This is a genomic window from Chachezhania antarctica (genome assembly GCF_003646465.1).
Lineage (GTDB): Bacteria > Pseudomonadota > Alphaproteobacteria > Rhodobacterales > Rhodobacteraceae > Chachezhania > Chachezhania antarctica.
The window spans coordinates 23,907-45,826 of the sequence record NZ_QZEX01000015.1 but is presented as its reverse complement, the minus strand read 5'-3'; the positions used below and the strand labels follow the sequence as shown (position 1 = coordinate 45,826).

The window sequence follows — 21,920 nt, the reverse complement described above, 5'->3', positions numbered from 1 at the left end:
TCGGTGTCGCGGCTTACTCGGCCGCGACCAGTTCCGCCTTCTCGACGCGCACGGCCGAGAACTTGAACTCCGGGATCTTGCCGAAGGGATCAAGGGCCGAGTTCGTCAGGATGTTCGCCGCCGCCTCGACATAGGCGAAGGGCAGGAAGACGTTGTTCTCGGACACCGCCCGGTCAGACCGCGCCATGACCACGACCGACCCGCGCCGTGTCGACAGCTGGATATAGCCGCCCGGTTCCACGCCAAGTTCGCGCAGCGTCTTGGGGTGCAGCGAACAGTTCGCTTCCGGTTCGACCGAGTCGAGAACCGAGGCACGGCGGGTCATCGACCCGGTGTGCCAGTGTTCCAGCTGACGGCCGGTGATCAGGATGAACGGGTATTCCGCATCCGGCGTCTCGTCCGGCGGAATCACGTTGGCGGGCGTGAACTTGGCCCGGCCTTCTTCCCGCGGGAACGCATCGCCGAACACGATCGCCTGGCCCGGATCTTCGGGGCTGAGCGACGGGTAGGTCACGGCGGTTCGTTCCAGACGTTCCCACGTGATATTGTCGAACGACTTCATGTTCAACTTCATCTCGGCGAAGATTTCGCTGGGATGCGTGTACGTCCAGTTCAGGCCCAGACGCTTCGCCAGTTCGACCTCGATCCACCAGTCTTCCCTGGCATCGCCCGGCGGCGGCACCGCGGGCCGGCCCATCTGGACCTGCCGGTTGGTGTTCGTCACGGTGCCGGTCTTTTCGTACCACGCCGAAGACGGCAGGATCACGTCGGCATAGTTCGCCGTTTCCGTCAGGAAGATGTCCTGCACGACAAGGTGGTCCAGCTTGGCCAGAGCGTCCCGCGCATGGTCGACATCCGGGTCCGACATGGCCGGGTTCTCACCCAGGATGTACATGCCGCGGATCTCGCCATCGTGGATCGCATCCATGATCTCGACCACGGTCAGGCCCTTCTCGCTCGAGAAGTCTTCCGATTTCCACACGTCGGTGAAGGCAGAACGCACGCCATCGTCGGTCACGGTCTGGTAGTCCGGCAGGAACATCGGGATCATGCCCGCGTCGGACGCGCCCTGCACGTTGTTCTGACCGCGCAGCGGATGCAGGCCGGTCCCCGGCCGCCCCACCTGCCCGCACATCAGGGCAAGGCTGATCAGGCAGCGCGAGTTGTCGGTGCCGTGGATGTGCTGGCTGATGCCCATGCCCCAGAAGATCATGCCTGCCTTGGCACCAGCGAAGGTACGGGCGACATCGCGCAGGGTCTCGGCATCGATGCCGCAGATTTCCTGCATCTTCTCGGGCGGGAAGCCTTTCAGGTGCTCCTTCATCGCCGGCCAGTTTTCGGTCATCGCTTCGATGTACTGGCGGTCGTAAAGCTCCTCTTCGACGATCACGTGCATGATCGCGTTCAGCATCGACACGTCCGCGCCGGCGCGGAACTGCAGCATGTGGCTCGCAAAGCGCTTCATGCCCTGCCCGCGCGGATCCATGACGATCAGCTTGCCGCCCCGCTTGGTGAACTGCTTGAAATAAGTTGCAGCCACGGGGTGGTTTTCGATCGGGTTGCAGCCGATGGCAATGGCCACGTCCGCATTCTCGATCTCGTTGAAGGTCGCGGTCACGGCGGCCGAACCCACGTTCTCCATCAGCGCGGCCACTGACGAGGCGTGGCACAGACGCGTGCAGTGGTCGACGTTGTTGTGCCCGAAGCCCTGGCGGATCATCTTCTGGAACAGATACGCCTCTTCGTTCGAACACTTGGCCGAGCCGAAGCCGGCGATTTCGCGCCCGCGGCCCTTCATGCCATTGGCGGCGAAATCCAGTGCCTCATCCCATGTCGCTTCGCGGAAATGGGTCGACAGGTTGCCGGGATCCACATTCAACCCCTTGGCCGGCGCGTCGTCGCGACGGATCAGCGGCTTCGTCAGGCGATGCGGGTGGTGAATATAGTCGAAGCCGAACCGGCCCTTGACGCACAGGCGGTTTTCGTTCGCCGGCCCGTCGATGCCTTCGGCATAAAGGATCTTGTCGTCCTTGATCTTGAGCGAGATCTGGCAGCCCACACCGCAATAGGGGCACACGGTATCGACCTCGCGGTCGAAATCCTTGCTGTCCCCGGCCTGGGTTTCATCCAGCACGGAGGCCGGCATCAGCGCGCCCGTCGGGCAGGCCTGAACGCATTCGCCACACGCCACGCACGACGACGCGCCCATCGGATCGTCCTGATCGAAGACGATCTTGGCTTCATGCCCGCGGCCCGCCATCCCGATCACGTCGTTCACCTGCACTTCGCGGCAGGCGCGGACGCACAAGTTGCAGTGAATGCAGGCATCGAGGTTCACGTTCATCGCGACGTGGCTGGCATCCAGAAGCGGAACCGATTGCGGCTCCATCTTCGGGAAACGGCTTTCCTTCACGCCGTTCAGTTCCGCCATGTCCCAGAAATGCGACGACTGATCATGGGCCACTTCGGGCTGATCGGCGACCAGCAGCTCCATCACCATTTCGCGGGATTTCTTCGCACGGTCGCTGTCGGTCGTGACCTTCATGCCGTCCGCCACGGGGCGGATGCACGAGGCGATGAGCGTCCGCTCGCCTTCCACTTCCACCATGCAGGCCCGGCAGTTGCCGTCGGGCCGGTAGCCGGGTTCGGGCTTGTGGCACAGGTGCGGGATCTTCAGGCCACGGCCGTTGGCCGCTTCCCAGATCGTGTAGCCTTCGGGAACGGTGACGTCCTCCCCGTTCAGGCTGAAGGTAATCATTGCTACAGGCGCGCCGTCGGGCATGTCACACCTCTTCGCTAAAATGTTTCATGGTCAGACGGATCGCATTCGGCGCCGCCTGTCCCAGGCCGCAGATCGAGGCATCCACCATCGTGACGCACAGATCTTCCAGCAGTTCCTGGTCCCAGTGCTCCGCCTGCATCAGCTTCACGGCCTTCTCGCAGCCCACCCGACAAGGGGTGCACTGCCCGCAGCTTTCGTCTTCGAAGAACCGGAGCATGTTGAGCGCCGCATCCCGGCAGCTGTCCTTGTCGGACAGGACCACCACCGCGGCGGACCCGATGAAGGAGCCATGCGGTTGCAGCGTATCAAAGTCGAGCGGCACATCATCCAGTGAAGAAGGGAGGAGACCGGATGATGGGCCGCCCGGCTGGTAGGCCTTGAACTCATGGCCCTCCAGCATTCCACCTGCTGCCTCGATAATGTCGAGAATGGTTGACCCGGCGGGCAGCAGGTGAACGCCCGGGTTCTTGACGCGTCCGGACACGGAATAGTTCCGCAGCCCCTTGCGACCGTTCTTCTCGACAGAGCTGAATTCCTCGGGACCGAAGCGGTTGATCCGCGCGATCCAGTAGAGCGACTCGACATTGTGGACCAGTGTCGGGCGGTTGAAGATCCCCACCTGCGCCACGAAGGGCGGGCGGTGACGCGGCAGGCCGCGCTTGCCCTCGATCGATTCGATCATCGAGCTTTCTTCGCCGCAGATATAGGCCCCCGCACCACGGCGCAGGTCGATGTAGCCGGGCGTCACGATGCCGGCCTCCTCCAGCGCCGCGATCTCTTCCTTCAGAAGATGCAGGATCGCCGGATATTCGTCGCGCATGTAGATGAAGGCCTTGTCGGCCTCGACCGCCCAGGCGGCGATCAGCATGCCTTCCAGGAAAGTGTGCGGATCGCGCTCCAGCAGGTAGCGGTCCTTGAACGTGCCGGGCTCGCCCTCGTCGCCGTTCACGGCCAGGAAGCGCGGGCCGGGATTGGCGCGCACGAAGCCCCATTTCTTGCCGGACGGGAAACCCGCCCCGCCAAGGCCGCGCAGGCCGGCATCCAGAATCTTGGTCTGGACGGCTTCCCAGTTGCCGTTGGCGCGCAGGTCCTTCAGCGTCTCGTATCCGCCTTCGGCGACATAGGCGTCGAAGCGGGTGTAATCGGGGATCATGGGATGGGTATGCTTCGCCTCGACCGCTGCCATGACGTTTTCAGGCGTGGCGTTGTCGACGTGGAAATGGCCCAATTCGACCACGGGCGCGGTATCGCAGCGGCCCATGCAGGGCGCGCGGACAACGCGAACCTCTGACGGATCCAGCCCGTCTTCCAGAGCTTTCTGCAATTGCGCGGCGCCCGCCATTTCGCAGGACAGCGAATCGCAGACTCGGATGGTCAATGACGGCGGGGGTGTCTCGTCCTCCCGCACGACATCGAAATGGGCATAGAAGGTCGCGACCTCGTAGATCTCTGCCTGCGCCATGCGCATCTCATCGGCCAGGGCCGAGATATGCTGCGCCGACAGATGGCCGTAAGCGTCCTGAATCAGATGAAGAAATTCGATCAGCAGGTCGCTACGGCGCGGCTGGTCTCCCAGCAGGGCCCGCACTTCCGAAAGAGCGATATCGTCATACTGACGACCCTTCGGGGTCTTGCGGCTCTTGCCGGTCCCCTTCTTCTTCCAGATGCCTTTTTGATCGTCCAATGGTGCCATGTCACCCCTCCTTCGACGGGGTGAAGCTGGCATAAGGATCTCACATTGTAAAATCGCGATGCATTAAGCCACGATAACCAATCCTTATCAAGACTTGTCCACCACCGACCTTAGGGCCTGCAAAATCGGCATCCCCTCCTCGCGGATCGCGGTGACAAGGCTGACCGATTTTTCCACGACCGGATCGATCAGCGGCAGCGTGGCGGCTCCCGACGATCCGCCCAGTGATTTGACCAGCCCTTTCGGCACCACCGTCGCGGCCAGACCTTCAACAGCGATCACGATGGCCGATGTAAAACCGCTGGTTTCCGCGATCACGTTGGGCGTGGCGCCGACATGTTCGAAGACCTGATCGACGATCCGGCGGTTCTGCATGCCGGGCTCCAGCAGTGTCAGCGGCAGCTTCGCGGCCTCGGCCCATGTGACCGCACCGTTGACCCGCGGCGCGATGGCGAAGGGCACCAGAAGTTCGTAGGTTTCGATGTAAAGGGGCTCGACCTGAAGGAAATCGGCGGGCGCACCATCCGTGTAGGTTATCCCGGCGTCAAAGCGGCCGTCCTCGATCCCCTGGTGTATCGCCAGCGACGACGCGGTTTCGATCCGGGCGACGATGTTGGGAAATTCCCGGCGCAGGTCGATCAGCAGATGCCCGGCATAGCCCAGCGCCGTGGGGATCACCCCCAGCTTCAGCGAGCCCGAGATCTGCCCCTTCGACGACCGGTATTCCTGTTCGAAGAATTCGACCTTGTCCATGATGCTGCGCGCGTGGCGCACGATCATGTTGCCGTCGTCGGTCAGCCCCTGGAACCGGTTACCGCGCTTCACGATCGAGGTCTGAAGACGCTCCTCGATCTTGCGGATGCGCATGGAGAACGCCGGCTGGGAGATTCCGCAATCCTTGGCCGCGCGGGCAAAATGCTTGTGCCGCGCCAGCGCGCTGAGACACTGCAAATCCTTCAGATCTATCACCTGGCATCCTCGCTTGATCGCTTTCCGGCGTACAACAATACCCCACCTCTCGCCAGTTGCGTTGACTCCGGCGGTACCGTGGTATACCAAGGACCAGATATCAGGCATTCGGGGAGGAGTGCTAGGATGTATTTTTCGGAACACCTTTCGAAGGAAATGTTGTCCCAGTACGGGATTGCGGTTCCTGCGGGCAGGCTTGCGCGTTCGGCTGACGAGGCCGCGCAGGCCTGTGCCGCCATCGCCGCGCGGAAATACGTGGTGAAGGCCCAGATCGTGGCCGGCGGCCGCGGATTGGCCGGCGGCGTGAAGTTCGCGGCGACGCCATCGGCCGTCGCGGATGAAGCCCGGAAGATGTTGGGTTCGACCCTCGTCACCGCGCAGACCGGCAGTTCGGGGGAGCTCGTCTCGTCGATCTACGTCGAACAGGCGATGGACCTGGCACAAAGCTACTTCATCGCGCTGGCGCTGGATACGGCGACAGGCGAAGTGCTGTTGCTGGCCTCGTCCGAAGGCGGGGTGGAGTTCGAACAGCGCTCGAAAATGGATCCCGACACGGTCAAGAGGATGACGCTGGGGCGGGACGGACCTGACACGCGCTCGCAGTTGACCGATTTCCTGAAGGGCATCGGGATCGAGGCCGACGCACCCGTCAACATGATCCTGGCCGCCCGCGAGGCCTTTGTCGAAAACGACATGACCCTGCTGGAGATCAACCCCTTCGCCCGCACCTCCGACGGCAAATGGGTGGCCATCGACGCCAAGATCGCGATCGACGGCAGCGCGCTGTTCCGCCATCCCGAATTCGAACCCCTTGTCGAGAAACAGGGCCTGACGGCGACCGAGATGGAAGCCGCACGGAACAACATCAACCTCGTCCGGATGGAGGGCAATATCGGCATCGTGTCGAACGGCGCGGGCCTTGGCCTTGCGACGACCGACATGATCTTCGATGCCGGCGGCGCGCCCGCCAACTTCATGGACATCCGCACCACCGCCACCAGTTTCGACATCGGCAAGGGCGTGTCCCTGCTGCTGGACGAACCGAAGGCAAAGGTGATCCTGCTGAACGTCCATGGCGGCGGCATGACCTCGTGTGACACGGTCGCCGAGGGCCTGACCTTCGCCTATTCCCGGTCGAAACGGCACCTGCCGGTGGTCGCCCGGCTGGCGGGCCTGAACGCCGAATGGGGCACGCGGATCCTGCGGGAGCGCAAGATCCCGGTGGAAATCCACGACACCATGACCGCCGCCGTCGCGCGTGCCGTCGAAATCGCGCGCTAGGGAGGGCCGGGACATGTCCATCTTCGTGAACGCCGACACCCGTGTGATCGTGCAGGGGATGACCGGCCGGGCCGGGACCTTCTACACCGATCAGGCGATGCGCTACGGCGCCACCTATGTCGGCGGCGTGCGCCCCGGCAAGGGCGGGCGGCGGCATCTGGACCTGCCGCTGTTCAACAGCGTCAGTGAAGCGGTCGAAGGCACCGGCGCCAATGCATCGCTGGTGATCGTGCCCGCGCCTTTCGCGGCCAATGCGATGATCGAGGCCATCGAGGCCGGTATCGGCGTTGTGGTCTGCGTGACCGAACGCGTGCCGCAGCACGACATGGCCCGCGTGAAGGCCGCCCTGCGCCAGTCAGACACGATGCTGATCGGGCCCAATTCCCAAGGCATCCTGACACCGGGCCAGTGCAAGATCGGCGTCATGCCGACGGTAGATGCCAAGCCCGGCAATATCGGGATCGCGTCCCGGTCGGCGTCGCTGACCTCGGAAATCCTGGCGCAATGCTCGAAAGCCGGGCTGGGCCAGTCGACCACCGTGGGCATCGGCGGCGACACGCTGCACGGGGTCGACTTCGTCGACTGCCTGAAGCGGTTCAAGGACGATCCGGAAACCGAAGCCGTGGTGCTGGTTGGCGAGATCGGCGGCCGGGAAGAGGAAGAAGCGGCCGCCTATCTGAAATCGGTCAACTTCGGCAAGCCGGTGGTCGCGCTCGTGGTGGGCCGTCATGCGCCAGAGGGCCGGCGCATGGGACACGCGGGCACGCTTTCGACATTCGGGCTGGCCTCGGCCGCGGAAAAAATAGACGTTCTGCGCGATGCCGGCGTTGCCATTGCCAATACCGCCGATGACGTGGTCGCGGCTATCGGCACGGTGCCGGTTCCTGCCTGAACAAGCATCTGGGAAAGCGCATGACCGACCTGCCAAGCGATATGAATGTCATTGAACTCAAGGAATTCGGAGGTCCCGAGGTCCAGCATCTCGGGACCCGTCCCGTTCCCGCCCCTGCCCCGAACGAAGTCCTGATCCGCGTCACCGCTGTAGGCGTGAACGGCCCCGACATGGTGCAGCGCCGCGGCCACTACCCGCCGCCCAAGGGTGCGTCCGACCTGCTGGGGCTGGAAATCTCGGGCGAAGTCGTGGCCGTGGGCGACGGGCAGAATATGTGGAACGTGGGAGACCGCGTCTGCGGGCTGGCCAATGGCGGCGGCTATGCCGAATACGTGGCCGTCCGCGCCGACCACTGTCTGCCGGTTCCCAAAGGCGTGGACGAGGTCGACGCCGCGGGCCTGCCCGAGACCTTCTTCACGGTCTGGAGCAACGTGTTCCTTGACCACGCCATCCCCGAAAACGGCAACTTCCTGGTCCATGGCGGATCGGGCGGCATCGGATCCACCGCGATCCAGCTGGGCAAGGGCCTTGGGCTGAACGTCTTCACCACCGTCGAATCGGACGAGGCCGCGGCCTTCGCCACCTCTCTGGGGGCCACGACGACGATCAACTACAAGACCGAGGATTTCGTCGCCATCTGCCGCGAGGCCGGGGGCATGGACATCATCCTGGATATCATCGGCGGCGACTACGTGGCCCGCAACATCAAGGCCGCGCGCCATGATGCGCGGCTGGTGCAGTTGGCGTTCAACGGTGGCTCGAAGGTGGAAATCGACCTGATGCCGATCATGCTGAAACGGCTCAGCTACACCGGCTCGACGCTGCGGTCGCGGCCCGAGGAGTTCAAGGCGAGGGTCGCCGCAGACGTGCGCGAAAAGGTCTGGCCGCTGTTCGAAAACGGGACGTTGCGCAGCGTGACCCACGCCGTCCTGCCCCTGTCCGAGGCCGCCGAGGCCCACCGGATGATGGAAAGCGCCACCCATCACGGAAAAATACTGCTGAAACCATAACACCCTCTGGCACCCGACAGGCCAATACGGGGAGGCCCCATGCCCAGACCTTGGAATTCTGTATCGGAATACTCGGTGCCGCTGATCGGCAAGCCGATCGGTACCTGGGCTATGGGCGCGCTTTGGTCCTTCGGTGCAGCGATCATGTCCTTCGCCGCAGGCCACATCTTCGATTGCAAGACCAAGCGGACCGCCGGGGCCACGGTCCCGAGCGTGGCAGAATAGGATGGGCATGCTCCTGAACATCACCATGCCGTCCCCCCATCCGGGGGGCGGCACATGAACCGCCCGGCAGAGATCCGGTACGACCTGCTGGCCGAACATGTCGCCCCTGCGCCCCGCACGGCCAACCGCCTGCTGCTGCGCAACTACGTCCGCGAAACCGAGATCGGCGCGTTCGACGAGGAACGTGGGATAGACCAGACCCTGCGCTTCAACCTGACCGTCGAAACGCTGCCCCCCGAACATCCCGCCGGTGACGACGTGGACGACATCCTTAGCTACGACACGCTGGTGCAGGTGATCGACGCGGTGCTTGGCGAAGAACGGCTCGACCTCCTCGAAACCCTGGCCGAGCGGATCGCCGACCGGCTGCTGGCCCAGCCGATGATCACCCATGTGACGCTGTGCGTCGAAAAGCTGGATCGCGGGCCATTCCAGCTGGGGGTCGAAATCGAACGCACGAAGCCCCAGGGAGAGGCGCCCGCCTCCGCGCGCCGATCCAGTGGTACCGGGACGCCCATCGTCGTGATGGTATCGGACCGCGCCGCGGAGGACCCGCGCCTGGGCCAATGGTTCGATCAGTTCCTGTCGCTGGGCCAGCCCGTCATTCTGACCACCGCTCCGGGCACCGTGTCTGTGCACGCCGAAACCCGCCCCGCCCAACGCCAGATCGACCTTCTGGCGATGGAGCAGGCCGCGTGGAAGCTCGCCGCGCGCGACACGCGCTGCTGTGTCGTCGAAAGCCAGACGGAGTTGCAATACGCCATGGAGAAGGCCTTCCTCGCCGTCTGGGCACCCTCCCGCATCGTCCGCCGCGCGCGGGATGCAAGCGTGCGGGACGATATGCGCGGCCCGGCCCTGACCGCATGGTTCGCCCGCCAGGTGGGCGCGGAACTGATCTACGGGCTGGGCACGGGCGATGCGCTTGGCACACCGCTGGCGCTGGTAGACCACCTCGTCCTCTAGGACCGCGTTGTCATCGCGTATTGGCTTCGCTATCGGTGCCCCGAAATCTGAAGGACAGACCGCTTGATCAGCCTCATCGTTGCACGCAGCCGGAACGGCGCCATCGGGCGGCGCGGCACCATGCCGTGGACGCTGCCCGAGGACATGGCGTTCTTCAAGGACGCCACCCGGGGCGCCGCCCTGATCATGGGCAGGCGGACATGGGCCAGCATCCCCAACCCGCCCCTGCCCGGCCGGCTGAACTGCGTCGTGTCGTCGACCCCGGACCTTGCCCCCCACACCTTCCCGTCGGTCGAGGCCGCATTGGCCTTTGCACGGGACAAGGGGCACGGCGCCATCTTCGGCATGGGTGGCCGCGGGATCTACGACGCGTTGATGCCCTTGGCCGACCGGTTGCTGATCACCGAGGTCGACACCTTCGTCGACGACGCCGACACGTTCTTCCCCGACGTCGACGAAACCCAATGGACCGTTCAAAGCGAAACCGTCCTGCGCGAGGCCGGACCGCGCTGCGTGGCCCGCGAACTGGTCCGCGCCTGAGCGGCGTCAATCGCACAGACTGCAACGCCTCCCCTCGACAAAACCCGGCCGATGCTCGACTAACGGCGCCAGCCGACAAGAACCGATGGGCACATCTGCGGAGCCGGGGAGGCGATCCGGTGCCCTTGGGACGTGGCGATGGTGCAGCGAATTCGATCTAGGCAAGAAGAACAATCATGACGGACAAATCAGACCCCAAGACCCAAAGCGCGGCTCTGGACTATCACGAGTTCCCGCGGCCCGGAAAACTGGAAGTGCGGGCGACGAAACCGCTCGCCAACAGCCGCGACCTGACCCGGGCTTATTCGCCCGGCGTGGCGGATGCCTGCATGGAGATCGCGAAGGATCCGACGACCGCCACGCGGTTCACGTCGAAGGGCAACCTTGTGGCCGTGGTGTCGAACGGATCCGCCGTTCTGGGGCTGGGCAATATCGGCGCGCAGGCCGCCAAGCCGGTGATGGAAGGCAAGGCCGTCCTCTTCAAGAAATTCGCCAATATCGATTGCTTCGACCTGGAAGTGAACCAGACCGACCCGGAAAAACTGGCCGAGATCGTCTGTTCGCTGGAACCCACCTTCGGCGCCGTGAACCTGGAAGACATCAAGGCGCCCGACTGTTTCATCGTCGAAGACATCTGCCGCGAACGCATGAACATCCCCGTCTTCCACGACGACCAGCACGGCACCGCCATCGTGGTGGGGGCTGCCGCGACCAACGCCTTGCGGGTCGCCAAGAAGAAGTTCGAAGACATCAAGGTCGTCTCCACCGGCGGCGGTGCCGCGGGGATCGCGTGCCTCGACATGCTGATCAAGCTGGGCGTGAAGCCTGAGAACATCTGGCTCTGCGATCTGCACGGGCTGGTCTACGAGGGCCGTGAAGAGGACATGAACCCGCGCAAATCGACCTTTGCGCGCAAGACCGACCTGCGCAACCTCGACGACGTGATCGAAGGCGCCGACCTGTTCCTGGGCCTGTCGGGCGCGAACGTGCTGACGCCGCAGATGGTCAAGCGCATGGCCGCCCGCCCGATCATCTTCGCGCTGGCCAACCCGCTGCCGGAAATCATGCCCGACGCGGCGCGCGAAGTGGCGCCAGATGCGATCATCGCCACCGGCCGGTCGGATTACCCGAACCAGGTCAACAACGTGCTGTGCTTCCCGTTCATCTTCCGCGGTGCGCTGGACGTGGGCGCGACCGACATCAACGACGAGATGAAGATCGCCTGTATCGAGGCCATGGCCTCGCTTGCGCGGACGACGACAATTGCCGAGACGGCGGCTGTCTACAAGGGTGAGCAGCTGGCCTTCGGGCCGGATTACCTGATCCCCAAACCCTTCGATCCGCGCCTGACCGGCATCATCGCCACCGCCGTGGCCAAGGCCGCGATGGAATCCGGCGTGGCGACCCGGCCGATCGCCGATCTGGACGCCTACAAGCAGCAGCTCGACAGCACCGTCTTCCGGTCTGCCCTGCTGATGCGCCCGGTGTTCGAAGCGGCGGCCAAGGCGCACCGCCGTGTCGTCTTCGCCGAGGGCGAGAACGAACAGGTGTTGCGGACGGCCAGCGCGATGCTGGACGAAACCACCACCGTCCCGATCCTGATCGGCCGTCCCGAGGTCGTGGCCGTACGGCTGGAACAGGCCGGCCTGTCGATCAAGCCCGGCGTCGACTTCGAACTGGTCAACCCCGAACACGACAGCCGCTACCGCGCCTACTGGGAGAACTATCACCAGATCATGGCCCGCCGGGGCGTGGCGCCGGAGCTGGCCCGCACGATCATGCGCACGAACACCACCGCCATTGCCGCGATCATGGTCCGCCGGGGCGAGGCCGACAGCATGATCTGCGGCACCGTGGGCCAGTTCAGCTGGCACCTGCGCTACGTGAACGAGATCCTGCAGGAAGGCGCGCTGGCCCCCGTCGCCGCCCTGTCGATGATGATCCTGCAAGACGGGCCGCTGTTCATCTCGGACACGCAGGTGAACCACCAGCCGACGCCGGAACAGATCGCCGAAACCGTGATGGGCTGCGCGCGCCATATCCGCCGCTTCGGGATCGAACCAAAGATCGCGCTGTGTTCGCATTCGCAGTTCGGCAACCTCGACAACGATTCCGGCGGGCGCATGCGCGCGGCGCTGGAGATCCTCGACAGCAAGGCGCCGGATTTCACTTACGAAGGCGAAATGAACCTCGACGCCGCGCTGGACCCCTCGATCCGCGAACGGCTGCTGCCGGAATCGCGGCTGACAGGGTCGGCCAACGCACTTGTCTTCGCCAACACCGATGCGGCCAGCGCCGTGCGGAACATCCTGAAGATGCGCGGCGACGGTCTGGAAGTGGGGCCTGTCCTGATGGGCATGGGCAACCGCGCGCATGTGGTCACACCGTCCATCTCGGCGCGCGGTCTTCTGAACATGGCAGCACTCGCCGGTACGCCGGTGGCACATTACGGCTAAGAGCCGGGGCAAGGGCAGGAAAACCCTTGCCCTTCGCCCATGCCGGGTGTGAGCCTTGGCACAGATCCAACACGGGAGACGGAGATGAGCGAAGATTTCAACATGAGCATGCGCAAGTTCCTGAAGCAGGTGGGCGTCACCTCGCAGCAGGCCATCGAGGAAGCGATGCGCGAAGCCGATACGGCGGGCAAGACCTTCCCCGTCAAGGTCGTGCTGACGATCGGTGAGCTTGACCTGGAACATGTCGTGGAAGGCAAGATCAAGGGGCCGGAATAGGCCATATCAAGCATTCTGAATATTTCCTTCAGTTCGGACTCGACTGACGCCTGTTCTTGGTATACCTAGCACCAAGAACAGGCGCCGGCACCTGCCGCGCTGTCCACGTGACAGGAACCGCCAAAGGTTTCCGCGGCGAAGGAAAGGTTCCGAATGCGCAAGATCCTGGATCCGGCAAGGTCTGCCGACCGGAAACGGTCGCGGCCTGGCCAAGCGTTGTCACCCTTCAGAATGGGGACCGCATTGTGAACCACAGATTCGTCATGGACACGCCCGTATCCCGGACAGACGACCTGTCGGAGCCCACGCAGGCCACGGTGATCGCCGAGCTTCTGAAGATGTGGACCGCCGGCGCGGAAGAAACCGACCTGGCCGATCTGCGCGACGTGATCAAGACACTGGCCGAACCACGGACCGAGATGTCGCGCACCTATCCGAAAAGCTTCGTGGCCGATCCCGCCTATGTCGCGACGCTCCCCGATCTGCAGAACGGCCCCGCAAGCGACATCAAGGGCGCGCACTCCCTGATCCGGCATGTCGGTATCTCGGGCTTTCGGCTGCCGATCCGCTACCGTCTGCGCGACGGGGGAGAGCTGAATTCCGAAACAACGGTCACCGGCACCGTCAGCCTTGAAGGCGAGAGCAAGGGCATAAACATGTCCCGGATCATGCGCAGCTTCTACCGGGCGGCCGAGCATACCTTCAGCTACGACGTGATCGAAGACGTGCTGAACGACTACCAGACCGACCATGGCAGCCGCGACGCCCGGATCGCGATGAACTTCCGCTTTCCCGTGAAGGTCAGGTCCCTGCGATCGGGGCTGGAAGGCTACCAGTACTACAACACGACGCTCGAGGTCGTGGAACGGCAGGGCGTTCGCCAGAAGATCCTGCATCTCGATTACGTCTATTCCTCGACCTGCCCCTGTTCGCTGGAACTGTCGGAACACGCACGCGCCACGCGCGGGCAGCTGGCGACCCCGCATTCGCAGCGCTCGGTCGCGCGGCTGTCGCTGTGCACGGCGCCGGATGCCGGGATCCTGTGGTTCGAGGATGTCGTCGATCTGTGCCGCGCGGCGATCCCGACCGAAACCCAGGTGATGGTCAAGCGCGAAGACGAACAGGCCTTTGCCGAACTCAACGCCGCCAACCCGATCTTCGTCGAAGATGCCGTCCGGCTTTTCGCAGAAAGGGTCGGCGCGGATGACCGCATCGCCGATTACCGGATCGTTGCCAGCCACCAGGAAAGCCTGCACAGTCACGATGCCGTGGCGATGATCGCGCGCGGGAACACATTCGACCAGACATCGGTCGATCCGCACCTGTTCCAGGATCTTCGAATACTGCGATGACGACCGGCAAGACGACCCCCGCGATGACCACCACCGACGGCCTGCTGCGCGCGATGTTCGACGCCGCCGTATCCGCCGCGCAGCCCGATATCTGCGTCCCGCCCCACCTGCCCCGCTATCCTGCCACCGGACGCCTTGTGGTGATCGGGGCCGGCAAGGCCTCGGCCGCGATGGCACGGGCGGCAGAGGCGCATTACGGGCGTCCGCTCGAAGGTCTTGTTGTCACCCGCTACGGATATGCCGTTGACTGCGACGGGATCGAGATCGTCGAAGCCGCCCACCCGGTGCCGGATGCGGCGGGCCGTGATGCGGCCGAACGGATGCTGGCGCTGGTCGAAGGGCTGGGACCGGACGACGTGGTCGTCTGCCTGATCTCGGGCGGCGGATCGGCGCTGCTGCCCCTGCCCGCCGATGACCTGACGTTGGAAGACAAGCAGCAGATCAACCGCGACCTGCTGCGCTGCGGGGCGACGATAGACGAAATGAACTGCCTGCGCCGCCACATGTCGGCGATCAAGGGCGGGCGTCTGGCCGCGGCCTGCCATCCGGCGACGCTGGTCAACCTGCTGATCTCGGACGTGCCGGGCGACGATCCGATCAACATCGCCTCGGGGCCCTCCGTCGGCGACCCCACGACCTGCGCCGACGCGCTGGAGATCGTTGACCGTTACGGCCTGACCCTGCCTGCCGCCGCCCGCCAGATCCTTGAAACCGGCGCAGGCGAAAGCGTGAAGCCCGACGATCCGCGCCTGTCCACTGTCACCACCCACATGATCGCAGCCCCCCAGCAATCGCTCGAAGCCGCCGCCAATGTCGCGGCGCAGGCCGGCTACGCCACGCATATCCTGGGCGATTCCATCGAAGGTGAGGCCAGCGACGTCGGCATCGTCATGTCCGGCATCGCGTCACAGGTCGTCACTCACGGTCAGCCCTTCGCGAAGCCCTGCGTCCTGATCTCCGGAGGCGAGACCACCGTCACCCTGCGCGGCGACGGTCGCGGCGGGCGGAACGTGGAATTCCTGCTGTCGCTGGCCGTGGCGCTGAACGGATTGTCGGATGTGTATGCGATTGCGGGCGATACCGATGGCGTGGACGGGATCGAAGAGATCGCCGGCGCCGTCATCCGCCCCGACACGCTGGCGCGCGCCATGGCCATTGGGATTTCCGCGAAGGATTTCCTGATCCGCAATGACGGGCACAGCTTCTTCGAACGGCTGGGCGATCAGGTCATCACCGGCCCGACGCTGACCAACGTCAACGATTTCCGGGCGATCCTGATCCTCTGACGTTCAGGCGTTCCAGAGCACCTTGCCAAGGTTTCCGATGTCGTAGCCGCCATAGCTTTCGGCGCGGCGCCGGAATTCGGGCTGTGCGCAGAAGGCCAGGAGCGCCTGCATCGGCGGCTCGAACCACGCGCGGCGGTCGACCAGAAGCGCGAATTCTTCCTCGATCACCGGCACGAAGCGCAGGCCATAGGAGCGCGCGACGGAGGCCAGCCCGAACGCCACGTCCGCCTCGCCCCGGCGGACGGATTCGACGGCCTCGTCCTCGGTCCGGGCGACTTCGGCGAAATCGACAGTCTCCAGATCCAGCCCTTCGGTCGCGGCCAGATGCCGGAACAGCCCGTCCGTCCCGGATTCCGTCTGGCGCGGGACGACGCGCAGGCCCGCTAGGTCGGCAAGACGTTCCGGTGCCACATCGTCTCCACAGACCAGCCCGCGGCTGCGCGTGGCGAAGGCTATCAGAACCGCGTTCTCGTGCCCGGCCACCCGCGTCGCCGCCGGCACGTTCCAGTCGCCGCTTTCGGGGTCGTGGACATGCAGGCCCGTGACAACGCCCTTGGCGCGCGCAAACCGGTCGAGCCCGTCCAGCGAGCCGTCGAAGAACGTGGCCAACCCGCAGCGCGATTGCCGGATCGCCCAGTCGAGCAGCGGATCGTGGCTTCCCAGCGCGATCGCGGGCCGGTCAGGCGCTTCCGCCCGGCGGCCCGAACTGGCGCCATCGATCCAGGCCTGGATGTCGGCGGCGGGGAACAAAAGCTTGCCGGTCGCGCGGGAACACGGCACCTCGCCCGAGGCGGCAAGATCGTAGACCTTCCGTTCCTTCAGGCGCAGCAGGTCGGCCAGTTCCTTGACCGTCAGGTACTGATGTTCCACGATTGCAGCCTCGGTCATCTTGTCCGTCGGATCGGGGCGGCAGGATGCGCCGCCCCGACGGTCTATCAGTTGGACGGCGCGTTGGGGAAGAACAGTTGCTGCCCGTCAACCTTGTACTCGGCAATCGCCGCCTGCCCTTCCGGCGACAAAAGCCAGCCGGAAAACGCGTTCGCCGCTTCGACATTCACGCTGGGGCACTTGTCGGGGTTCACGGGGATCACGCCGTACTGATTGAAGAGATCCTCGTCCCCTTCCACCGCGATTTCGTAATCCTGCTTGTTGGCGAAGCTGATCCATGTCGCACGGTCGGTCATCACGTAGGCGCCCATGCCGATCCCGGCATTCAACGTCGCGCCCATGCCCGAACCGGTCTCGCGGTACCACTGGCCCGAGCCCGCATCCGGATCGACGCCCGCGTCCTTCCACAGGGACACTTCCTTCTTGTGCGTCCCGGAATCGTCCCCGCGCGAGGCGAAGAGCGCGCCTTCCCCGGCGATCTTCTTCAGCGCGGCCTGCGCATCGGTCATGCCCGTCACGCCGGCGGGATCCTCTGCCGGGCCGACGATGATGAAGTCGTTGTACATCAGGTCGGTGCGGCCGGTGCCGTAACCGTCGGCGACGAACTTCTCCTCGGCCGGCTTGGCGTGAACCAGCAGCACGTCGCCATCGCAGTTCTGCGCGTTGCGGATCGCCTGCCCGGTCCCCACGGCCACGACGTTGGCCTTGATGCCGGTCTTGCCTTCGAAGATCGGCAGGATGTGATCGTAGAGCCCGGAATTGGCGGTCGAGGTGGTCGACTGCACGATGATGGCGCCGTCTTCGGCAAATACGGGGCTGTTCGCAGCCACCGCGATGGCAGCCGCGCCAAGGATTTTTCGGAACATGTGGGGGGTCCTCTGGTAGGTGGTAGTTACACGACGATCTTGCCGTTCAGGTAATCCCGGGCCGCCTGACAGCGGGGTTCGGGGAAGAATGCAGCGGCCGGGGCGTGTTCGGCCACGCGTCCGCGGTGCAGGAACACGACATCGTCGGCCATGCGCCGGGCCTGTCCGATATCGTGCGTGACAAAGACGATCCGCACGCCGCGGTCACGAGCGCTCGACACGATCCGTTCGATGGCCAGCACCGATGCCGGATCTAGGCTGGCGGTCGGTTCGTCCAGAAGCAGCACCTCGGGATCGGTCGCCAGCGCACGGGCCAGCGCCAGCCGCTGCGCCTCTCCGCCAGACAACAGGCGCGCAGGCTGATCCGCCTTGTGGGTAAGCCCGACATGGTCCAGCAGCGCATGGCAGCGGTCCCTGTCCTTCCCGCGGGACCGCAGAACGAAATCGAGATTGGCAGCGACCGACCGGCGCAGAAGCACCGGTTTCTGGAACACCATCGCCTGCCGCGCGGTGACGTCGGCGGCACTGTATCCGCTCCAGTCGATCCGCCCCGACGTGGGTTTGATCAACCCGTGAAGCAGCTTCAGAAGCAGGCTCTTGCCGGCGCCGTTCGGGCCCATGATCATCGTGCAGCCCACAGGCCCCAGCGTCAGATCAAGACCGTCCAGCACAGTCGCCTCGCCGAAGCGCAGGGAAAGGTCGGTGACCGAAAGCTGCAGGATCGGGGCCTGCGTCGCCTCCTCGATCCGGGGCGGTGCGCCGGTGATCGTCATGTCAGACATAGGCTTGCCGTGCCGCCGTGGTGCGCATCATCTGCACGGCCGCGTTCACCGTCAGCGCGATCGTCAGCAGCACCATCCCGATGGCCAGCGCCAGCGCCAGATCGCCTTTCGAGGTTTCGAGCGCGATGGACGTCGTCATCACCCGCGTCAGGTGGTCGATATTGCCGCCGACGATGATCACCGCGCCCACTTCGGCCACCGCACGGCCAAACCCGGCCAGCGCGACCGTGAGCAGCGAAAAGCGGGCATCCCACAGCAGCGCCTCCATGCTCTGCCACGGGTTGAGGCAGAGGGAACGGAACTGTTCGGCATATTCGCAATGCAGGTCTTCAAGGATCTGACGCGACAGGGCGGCGACGATGGGCGCGATCAGGATCGTCTGCGCGATGATCATCGCGGTGGGCGTATAGAGCAGCCCCAGAAACCCCAGCGGGCCGGAGCGGGACAGTTGCAGGTAGACCAGCAGCCCGACGACCACCGGCGGCAGGCCCATCAGGGCGTTCATCACCGCCAGCACCACGTTGCGGCCGGGAAACCGGCTGATCGCCACCAGCGCGCCCAGCGGCAGGCCGATCAGAAGGGCGAAACCCGTTGCGCTGAGGCTGACCTGAAGGGACAATCCCACGATCTCGATCAGATCGGCGCTGCCGGTCAGGACCAGCTGGAAGGCCAGAGCGATGGACTCTCCGATACTATGCAAAATTTCCCACTCCCGGAATTCTTGCAGTCGAGGATAGGGCGGCGAAGTTAGGCTAGACAAGGGGGAATGATAACATCCGCGTAACGCCGCCGGACTCTCTTTCAGCATTATCCTGCAAAATCATGTGATTTATTCTGGAGCCTTCATGGTAAGCAAAGACACGATAAGGACAGGTGAACGTGCGGTGGTATGCACCCCGGCCGGTGATGCGTGGCTGCGTTTCATCGGCCGTATCCGCACGCCGTTCGCCACCCGTGATTCCTGCCCGCGGCAGGGCAGGATCGACGGTCCGGAATGCCGGTTGGTGCTCGATCCCGTCTGGCAGCCCGCGCTGGCGGGGCTAGACAGTTACGAGATGATCGAGGTTCTCTACTGGCTTGACCGCAGCCGGCGCGATCTGGTCACGCAGAGCCCGCGGGACGACGGGACCACGACCGGGACGTTCGCGCTCAGATCGCCTGTGCGGCCCAATCCGATCGGAACGTCACTGGTCAAACTGGTGAGGATCGAGGACGCGGAGGTCATCGTGCGCGGGCTCGATTGCCTGGACGGCACGCCCCTCATCGATATCAAGCCCGACCGCTGCGCGTTCTCCCCGAAGGCGCCGCCGAAAGCGGCCGACGGCGGGTAGGACGGTTCGCGGTTCGGCAATGTCCGGCAGGGGCGCGGCGCGCATGGCCCCGCCGGTCTGTCAGATCGGATCGTTCTTGATCAGCGTTTCGAACAGCGCGCGGTTGCGGCAGAAGTCCGGCGTGTGCTTCTGCGCTCCCGCTCCATTCCTGTCGAGCCAGTGATCGCATCGGTCCGGATCGGAACAGCCGGTGCATGCCAGCACGGCCTCGGCCAGTTCGGTCATTTCCAGCGTGCCATCCAGAACGGAGTTTTCAAGATCAACCCCCACGGACTGGGCCATGCTGTCGAACAGGAAAGCATGGCGCTTCAGGTTGGGTTGGCTCGACATCTTCACCTCCGGGTCTGCGCAATGCGCGCGACGATGAAGAGGGTGTATTGACTCGCGCAAAGGTTAACTTTGATTCAGGTCAAGAAAAACAGGCATTTTCGAAGTGCCTTTCCCGTCAGAGCGATACGCCGATCCGCGAAGACGTCTGCTGCACCGCGCGGCGGCGGTCGGAATTGGGCGGATGCGTGCCAAGAAACTTGTCGCCGGGATCGGGTGTCTTTTCGAAATAGCCCATACCGATCAGCGGGTTGTACCCGGCGTTCGCGGTGATGATCGTGCCCAGTTCGTCGGCTTCCAGCTCGTGGTTCTTGGAGTAGACCCGCGAGCCGATGGCCGCGCCCAGCTCCTGTGCAATGCGGATGTCGCGGGCGCTGCCGCCCTGTTCGGCCACCTTCTGCGCCAGCAGTTCGGCCCCGTAGGCCGCGCTTTCGCGCTGGCGACGGATGTGATTCAAGATGTGGTGCGACGCCTCGTGGCTGAGGACGAAGGCAAGCTCATCCGCGTTGCGCACGTCGAGTATCATGCTCCCCGAGATGGTGATCACGGGCCGTCCGGTCAAATCCTCGCTCTGATAGGCGTTGACCGGCGCGCCGGGGGTCACGTCGACGCGGAACAGGAAATCGCAGGGCATGGATTGCGAGACCTGCCGACATTTTTTCTCTGCTGCAGGCTCCACGCGGGTCACGACCTGGGTGAACATCTCCGCCGCGGCATCCGCCCGGGCCCTGAGCGCCGCGTCTTCTGCCGGAGTCGGTCTCTCCGCAGGCTGAACGGCCACGTCGCAGGCCGCCACGAAGCAGGCCAAAAGCAGCAAGACGCGAAACATTGCATATCCTTCTTCCCGGACTTCCGGCAGGGTGGCATTGGCAACAATGCCTTCGGAACCGATTGAATCCCAGAGCAGATCCCGGCAGGTTCACCCCATGTTTACTATCGAACACGATTTCGACGCGACGGTCATCACGCTGGTCGACGAAGGCAGCACCGTGCTGCAGGAAGATCTCGTCATCAATGCCTTCGAAGAGTGCGTGACCGTCGAACAGCTCGATCCCCGAACCGATCGCGTGCAGAACATCGTTCTGTCGCACCAGCAGATTCGCGATCTTGCCGCCGCGCTGAACCTGCCCGAAGGCGTCTATGCCGGGCGACCGGGGCGCAAGTAGACGAACACCTTGTCCCGCGTCGTCTGCCCCTGAACTAGCTCCAGATGCGATGGCGCCACGCCCATGGCGCGGGCTAGCACGGCGCGGACGGCCGCGTTGGCCTTGCCGTCTTCGGGCGGGGCAGTGACCGTGATCTTCAGGTCAGCGCCGTCCACGCGAACCCCGTCCTGCCGGGCCTTCGGCGTCACCCTGACGGCGACGCGCGCGCCGGGCACGGCAAGGTGCGTCAGATCGGGAAGATCGCGCAGCTTGGGCCTGGCCATTGCGTCAGCCCCTATTCCTTTTCTTCGGCCGCGCCCTGCACCTGCTCCATCAGCGAATTGAAGTAGGCCCGCGCCTTCTCGGGCGTGTCCTGAACCTCGCGCAGCGTCTCCATCGCCCGTGCCCGCACCGCGGTGGGTAATTCCATTTCATTGACCTTTTCCACGGCGCGGTCGTAGTCCAGCCCATCCTCCGTCAGGATGCCCTGCGCTTCCAGCCGGGCCTGCAAACCGTTCAGGCTGTCGGCCGCATCGTTCAGGGTCGAGGCGGCCAGATTGCCAAGGCTGGCCTGCAGGTTGGCAACATTGTCGGACAGGGCGTCCTTCGCCTGTTCGGTCGCGGCAGAGCTGACGCCCGTCACCGCGTCCTTCAGGTTGTTGACCGCATCGCTCAGATTCTCGCCCGCGACGGCGGCTTCTTCCTGCGGCGTGGGCGGCACCTGCCGGTCCTGCCAGTACACGTAGCCACCAAAACCCAGTGCGCCGATCACGGCCACGATTGCAATCACTCTCAGCATGATGTCGTTTTCCTTCCTTGCGCCTGACTGTCGCGGCCGCCGATGCTTACATCGGGT

Annotated in this window: 23 protein-coding genes; 12 read left to right on the top strand and 11 right to left on the bottom strand. The window is 64.5% G+C overall.

Features of this window, described 5'->3' with window-relative positions; all coding sequences use genetic code 11:
- Nucleotides 1-13: 13 nt before the first annotated feature.
- The 3 genes from fdhF to D4754_RS21060 all read right to left on the bottom strand — a co-directional run bounded on the left by fdhF (nt 14) and on the right by D4754_RS21060 (nt 5,444).
- Nucleotides 14-2,782, bottom strand: a complete 2,769-nt coding sequence (gene fdhF / locus D4754_RS21070) for a formate dehydrogenase subunit alpha (RefSeq protein WP_121067761.1) — start codon at nt 2,780-2,782, stop codon at nt 14-16.
- A 1-nt stretch (nt 2,783) separates the two neighbouring features.
- On the bottom strand, nt 2,784-4,475 hold the full coding sequence (locus tag D4754_RS21065; RefSeq protein ID WP_121067758.1) for an NAD(P)H-dependent oxidoreductase subunit E: 1,692 nt from the start codon (nt 4,473-4,475) through the stop codon (nt 2,784-2,786).
- Nucleotides 4,476-4,562: 87 nt separating this feature from the next.
- Nucleotides 4,563-5,444: a LysR family transcriptional regulator gene (locus tag D4754_RS21060; RefSeq protein ID WP_121067755.1), complete on the bottom strand. Its 882-nt coding sequence runs from the start codon at nt 5,442-5,444 to the stop codon at nt 4,563-4,565.
- Between the two features lie 126 nt (nt 5,445-5,570).
- Between D4754_RS21060 and D4754_RS21055 the strand changes: the two genes are divergently transcribed.
- The 10 genes from D4754_RS21055 to D4754_RS21015 all read left to right on the top strand — a co-directional run bounded on the left by D4754_RS21055 (nt 5,571) and on the right by D4754_RS21015 (nt 15,725).
- Nucleotides 5,571-6,725 carry a succinate--CoA ligase subunit beta gene (locus D4754_RS21055; RefSeq protein WP_121067752.1) on the top strand — a complete coding sequence of 385 codons (1,155 nt, stop codon included), beginning with the start codon at nt 5,571-5,573 and terminating at the stop codon, nt 6,723-6,725.
- Between the two features lie 13 nt (nt 6,726-6,738).
- Nucleotides 6,739-7,617, top strand: a complete 879-nt coding sequence (sucD, locus tag D4754_RS21050) for a succinate--CoA ligase subunit alpha (RefSeq protein WP_121067749.1) — start codon at nt 6,739-6,741, stop codon at nt 7,615-7,617.
- Nucleotides 7,618-7,637: 20 nt separating this feature from the next.
- Nucleotides 7,638-8,627, top strand: coding sequence for an NAD(P)H-quinone oxidoreductase (locus tag D4754_RS21045; protein WP_121067746.1), 990 nt, complete (start codon nt 7,638-7,640; stop codon nt 8,625-8,627).
- A 39-nt stretch (nt 8,628-8,666) separates the two neighbouring features.
- Entirely contained in the window at nt 8,667-8,852 is a 186-nt protein-coding gene (locus D4754_RS24140) for a hypothetical protein (RefSeq protein ID WP_163026015.1), read from the top strand.
- A gap of 54 nt (nt 8,853-8,906) precedes the next feature.
- Nucleotides 8,907-9,815 (top strand): dihydroneopterin aldolase, encoded by a 909-nt coding sequence (locus D4754_RS21040; protein ID WP_121067743.1) that lies wholly within the window; start codon nt 8,907-8,909, stop codon nt 9,813-9,815.
- Nucleotides 9,816-9,878: 63 nt separating this feature from the next.
- The gene (locus D4754_RS21035) at nt 9,879-10,355 is read left to right on the top strand and encodes a dihydrofolate reductase (protein ID WP_121067740.1); all 477 of its coding nucleotides are present in this window, start codon (nt 9,879-9,881) and stop codon (nt 10,353-10,355) included.
- Nucleotides 10,356-10,531: 176 nt separating this feature from the next.
- Nucleotides 10,532-12,811 (top strand): NADP-dependent malic enzyme, encoded by a 2,280-nt coding sequence (locus D4754_RS21030; RefSeq protein WP_121067737.1) that lies wholly within the window; start codon nt 10,532-10,534, stop codon nt 12,809-12,811.
- A gap of 84 nt (nt 12,812-12,895) precedes the next feature.
- Complete coding sequence (locus D4754_RS21025; RefSeq protein ID WP_121067733.1) at nt 12,896-13,087, top strand: DUF6494 family protein; 192 nt, start codon at nt 12,896-12,898, stop codon at nt 13,085-13,087.
- A gap of 263 nt (nt 13,088-13,350) precedes the next feature.
- Nucleotides 13,351-14,439, top strand: coding sequence for a GTP cyclohydrolase FolE2 (gene folE2 / locus D4754_RS21020; protein ID WP_121067865.1), 1,089 nt, complete (start codon nt 13,351-13,353; stop codon nt 14,437-14,439).
- A complete protein-coding gene (locus tag D4754_RS21015) occupies nt 14,436-15,725 on the top strand; it encodes a glycerate kinase type-2 family protein (RefSeq protein WP_240453966.1) in 1,290 nt (429 codons plus the stop codon). Before folE2 ends, D4754_RS21015 begins: the two co-directional genes overlap by 4 nt.
- Nucleotides 15,726-15,728: 3 nt before the next feature.
- Here the strand turns inward: D4754_RS21015 and D4754_RS21010 are convergent, their stop codons facing one another.
- The 4 genes from D4754_RS21010 to D4754_RS20995 are packed head-to-tail and all read right to left on the bottom strand — an operon-like array spanning nt 15,729 to nt 18,961.
- Nucleotides 15,729-16,613: a helix-turn-helix transcriptional regulator gene (locus D4754_RS21010; protein WP_121067729.1), complete on the bottom strand. Its 885-nt coding sequence runs from the start codon at nt 16,611-16,613 to the stop codon at nt 15,729-15,731.
- A gap of 47 nt (nt 16,614-16,660) precedes the next feature.
- Entirely contained in the window at nt 16,661-17,479 is an 819-nt protein-coding gene (locus D4754_RS21005) for an ABC transporter substrate-binding protein (RefSeq protein WP_121067726.1), read from the bottom strand.
- 26 nt (nt 17,480-17,505) lie between these two features.
- Nucleotides 17,506-18,261, bottom strand: a complete 756-nt coding sequence (locus D4754_RS21000; protein ID WP_121067724.1) for an ATP-binding cassette domain-containing protein — start codon at nt 18,259-18,261, stop codon at nt 17,506-17,508.
- Nucleotides 18,254-18,961, bottom strand: a complete 708-nt coding sequence (locus D4754_RS20995; protein WP_205589687.1) for an ABC transporter permease — start codon at nt 18,959-18,961, stop codon at nt 18,254-18,256. Before D4754_RS20995 ends, D4754_RS21000 begins: the two co-directional genes overlap by 8 nt.
- A 145-nt stretch (nt 18,962-19,106) precedes the next feature.
- Between D4754_RS20995 and tsaA the strand changes: the two genes are divergently transcribed.
- A complete protein-coding gene (gene tsaA / locus D4754_RS20990; RefSeq protein ID WP_121067718.1) occupies nt 19,107-19,592 on the top strand; it encodes a tRNA (N6-threonylcarbamoyladenosine(37)-N6)-methyltransferase TrmO in 486 nt (161 codons plus the stop codon).
- Between the two features lie 60 nt (nt 19,593-19,652).
- Here tsaA and D4754_RS20985 read toward each other — a convergent pair whose 3' ends face one another.
- Both D4754_RS20985 and D4754_RS20980 read right to left on the bottom strand, forming a co-directional pair.
- Nucleotides 19,653-19,922 carry a DUF6455 family protein gene (locus tag D4754_RS20985; RefSeq protein ID WP_121067715.1) on the bottom strand — a complete coding sequence of 90 codons (270 nt, stop codon included), beginning with the start codon at nt 19,920-19,922 and terminating at the stop codon, nt 19,653-19,655.
- Between the two features lie 115 nt (nt 19,923-20,037).
- Nucleotides 20,038-20,748: a M48 family metalloprotease gene (locus D4754_RS20980; RefSeq protein ID WP_121067712.1), complete on the bottom strand. Its 711-nt coding sequence runs from the start codon at nt 20,746-20,748 to the stop codon at nt 20,038-20,040.
- A 97-nt stretch (nt 20,749-20,845) separates the two neighbouring features.
- Here D4754_RS20980 and D4754_RS20975 point away from each other — a divergent pair, with 97 nt between their 5' ends.
- Entirely contained in the window at nt 20,846-21,085 is a 240-nt protein-coding gene (locus D4754_RS20975; RefSeq protein ID WP_121067709.1) for a hypothetical protein, read from the top strand.
- Here the strand turns inward: D4754_RS20975 and D4754_RS20970 are convergent.
- Nucleotides 21,058-21,348, bottom strand: coding sequence for a DUF167 domain-containing protein (locus D4754_RS20970; RefSeq protein ID WP_121067706.1), 291 nt, complete (start codon nt 21,346-21,348; stop codon nt 21,058-21,060). The genes D4754_RS20975 and D4754_RS20970 overlap by 28 nt on opposite strands.
- A gap of 11 nt (nt 21,349-21,359) precedes the next feature.
- The gene (locus D4754_RS20965; protein WP_121067703.1) at nt 21,360-21,863 is read right to left on the bottom strand and encodes a YfgM family protein; all 504 of its coding nucleotides are present in this window, start codon (nt 21,861-21,863) and stop codon (nt 21,360-21,362) included.
- Between the last annotated feature and the right edge of the window lie 57 nt (nt 21,864-21,920).

Bases quoted from the DNA above. Each gene is read 5' to 3' on its own strand.
- D4754_RS21045 (WP_121067746.1), top strand. From the start codon at position 7,638: ATGACCGACCTGCCAAGCGATATGAATGTCATTGAACTCAAGGAATTC.
- D4754_RS20970 (WP_121067706.1), bottom strand. From the start codon at position 21,348: ATGGCCAGGCCCAAGCTGCGCGATCTTCCCGATCTGACGCACCTTGCC.
- D4754_RS21025 (WP_121067733.1), top strand. From the start codon at position 12,896: ATGAGCGAAGATTTCAACATGAGCATGCGCAAGTTCCTGAAGCAGGTG.
- D4754_RS20980 (WP_121067712.1), bottom strand. From the start codon at position 20,748: ATGTTTCGCGTCTTGCTGCTTTTGGCCTGCTTCGTGGCGGCCTGCGAC.
- D4754_RS21010 (WP_121067729.1), bottom strand. From the start codon at position 16,613: ATGACCGAGGCTGCAATCGTGGAACATCAGTACCTGACGGTCAAGGAA.
- D4754_RS21000 (WP_121067724.1), bottom strand. From the start codon at position 18,261: ATGTCTGACATGACGATCACCGGCGCACCGCCCCGGATCGAGGAGGCG.
- folE2 (WP_121067865.1), top strand. From the start codon at position 13,351: ATGGACACGCCCGTATCCCGGACAGACGACCTGTCGGAGCCCACGCAG.
- fdhF (WP_121067761.1), bottom strand. From the start codon at position 2,782: ATGCCCGACGGCGCGCCTGTAGCAATGATTACCTTCAGCCTGAACGGG.
- D4754_RS20965 (WP_121067703.1), bottom strand. From the start codon at position 21,863: ATGCTGAGAGTGATTGCAATCGTGGCCGTGATCGGCGCACTGGGTTTT.
- D4754_RS21005 (WP_121067726.1), bottom strand. From the start codon at position 17,479: ATGTTCCGAAAAATCCTTGGCGCGGCTGCCATCGCGGTGGCTGCGAAC.
- D4754_RS21040 (WP_121067743.1), top strand. From the start codon at position 8,907: ATGAACCGCCCGGCAGAGATCCGGTACGACCTGCTGGCCGAACATGTC.
- D4754_RS21030 (WP_121067737.1), top strand. From the start codon at position 10,532: ATGACGGACAAATCAGACCCCAAGACCCAAAGCGCGGCTCTGGACTAT.
- D4754_RS20975 (WP_121067709.1), top strand. From the start codon at position 20,846: ATGTTTACTATCGAACACGATTTCGACGCGACGGTCATCACGCTGGTC.
- D4754_RS24140 (WP_163026015.1), top strand. From the start codon at position 8,667: ATGCCCAGACCTTGGAATTCTGTATCGGAATACTCGGTGCCGCTGATC.
- sucD (WP_121067749.1), top strand. From the start codon at position 6,739: ATGTCCATCTTCGTGAACGCCGACACCCGTGTGATCGTGCAGGGGATG.
- D4754_RS20985 (WP_121067715.1), bottom strand. From the start codon at position 19,922: ATGTCGAGCCAACCCAACCTGAAGCGCCATGCTTTCCTGTTCGACAGC.
- D4754_RS21055 (WP_121067752.1), top strand. From the start codon at position 5,571: ATGTATTTTTCGGAACACCTTTCGAAGGAAATGTTGTCCCAGTACGGG.
- tsaA (WP_121067718.1), top strand. From the start codon at position 19,107: ATGGTAAGCAAAGACACGATAAGGACAGGTGAACGTGCGGTGGTATGC.
- D4754_RS21015 (WP_240453966.1), top strand. From the start codon at position 14,436: ATGACGACCGGCAAGACGACCCCCGCGATGACCACCACCGACGGCCTG.
- D4754_RS21065 (WP_121067758.1), bottom strand. From the start codon at position 4,475: ATGGCACCATTGGACGATCAAAAAGGCATCTGGAAGAAGAAGGGGACC.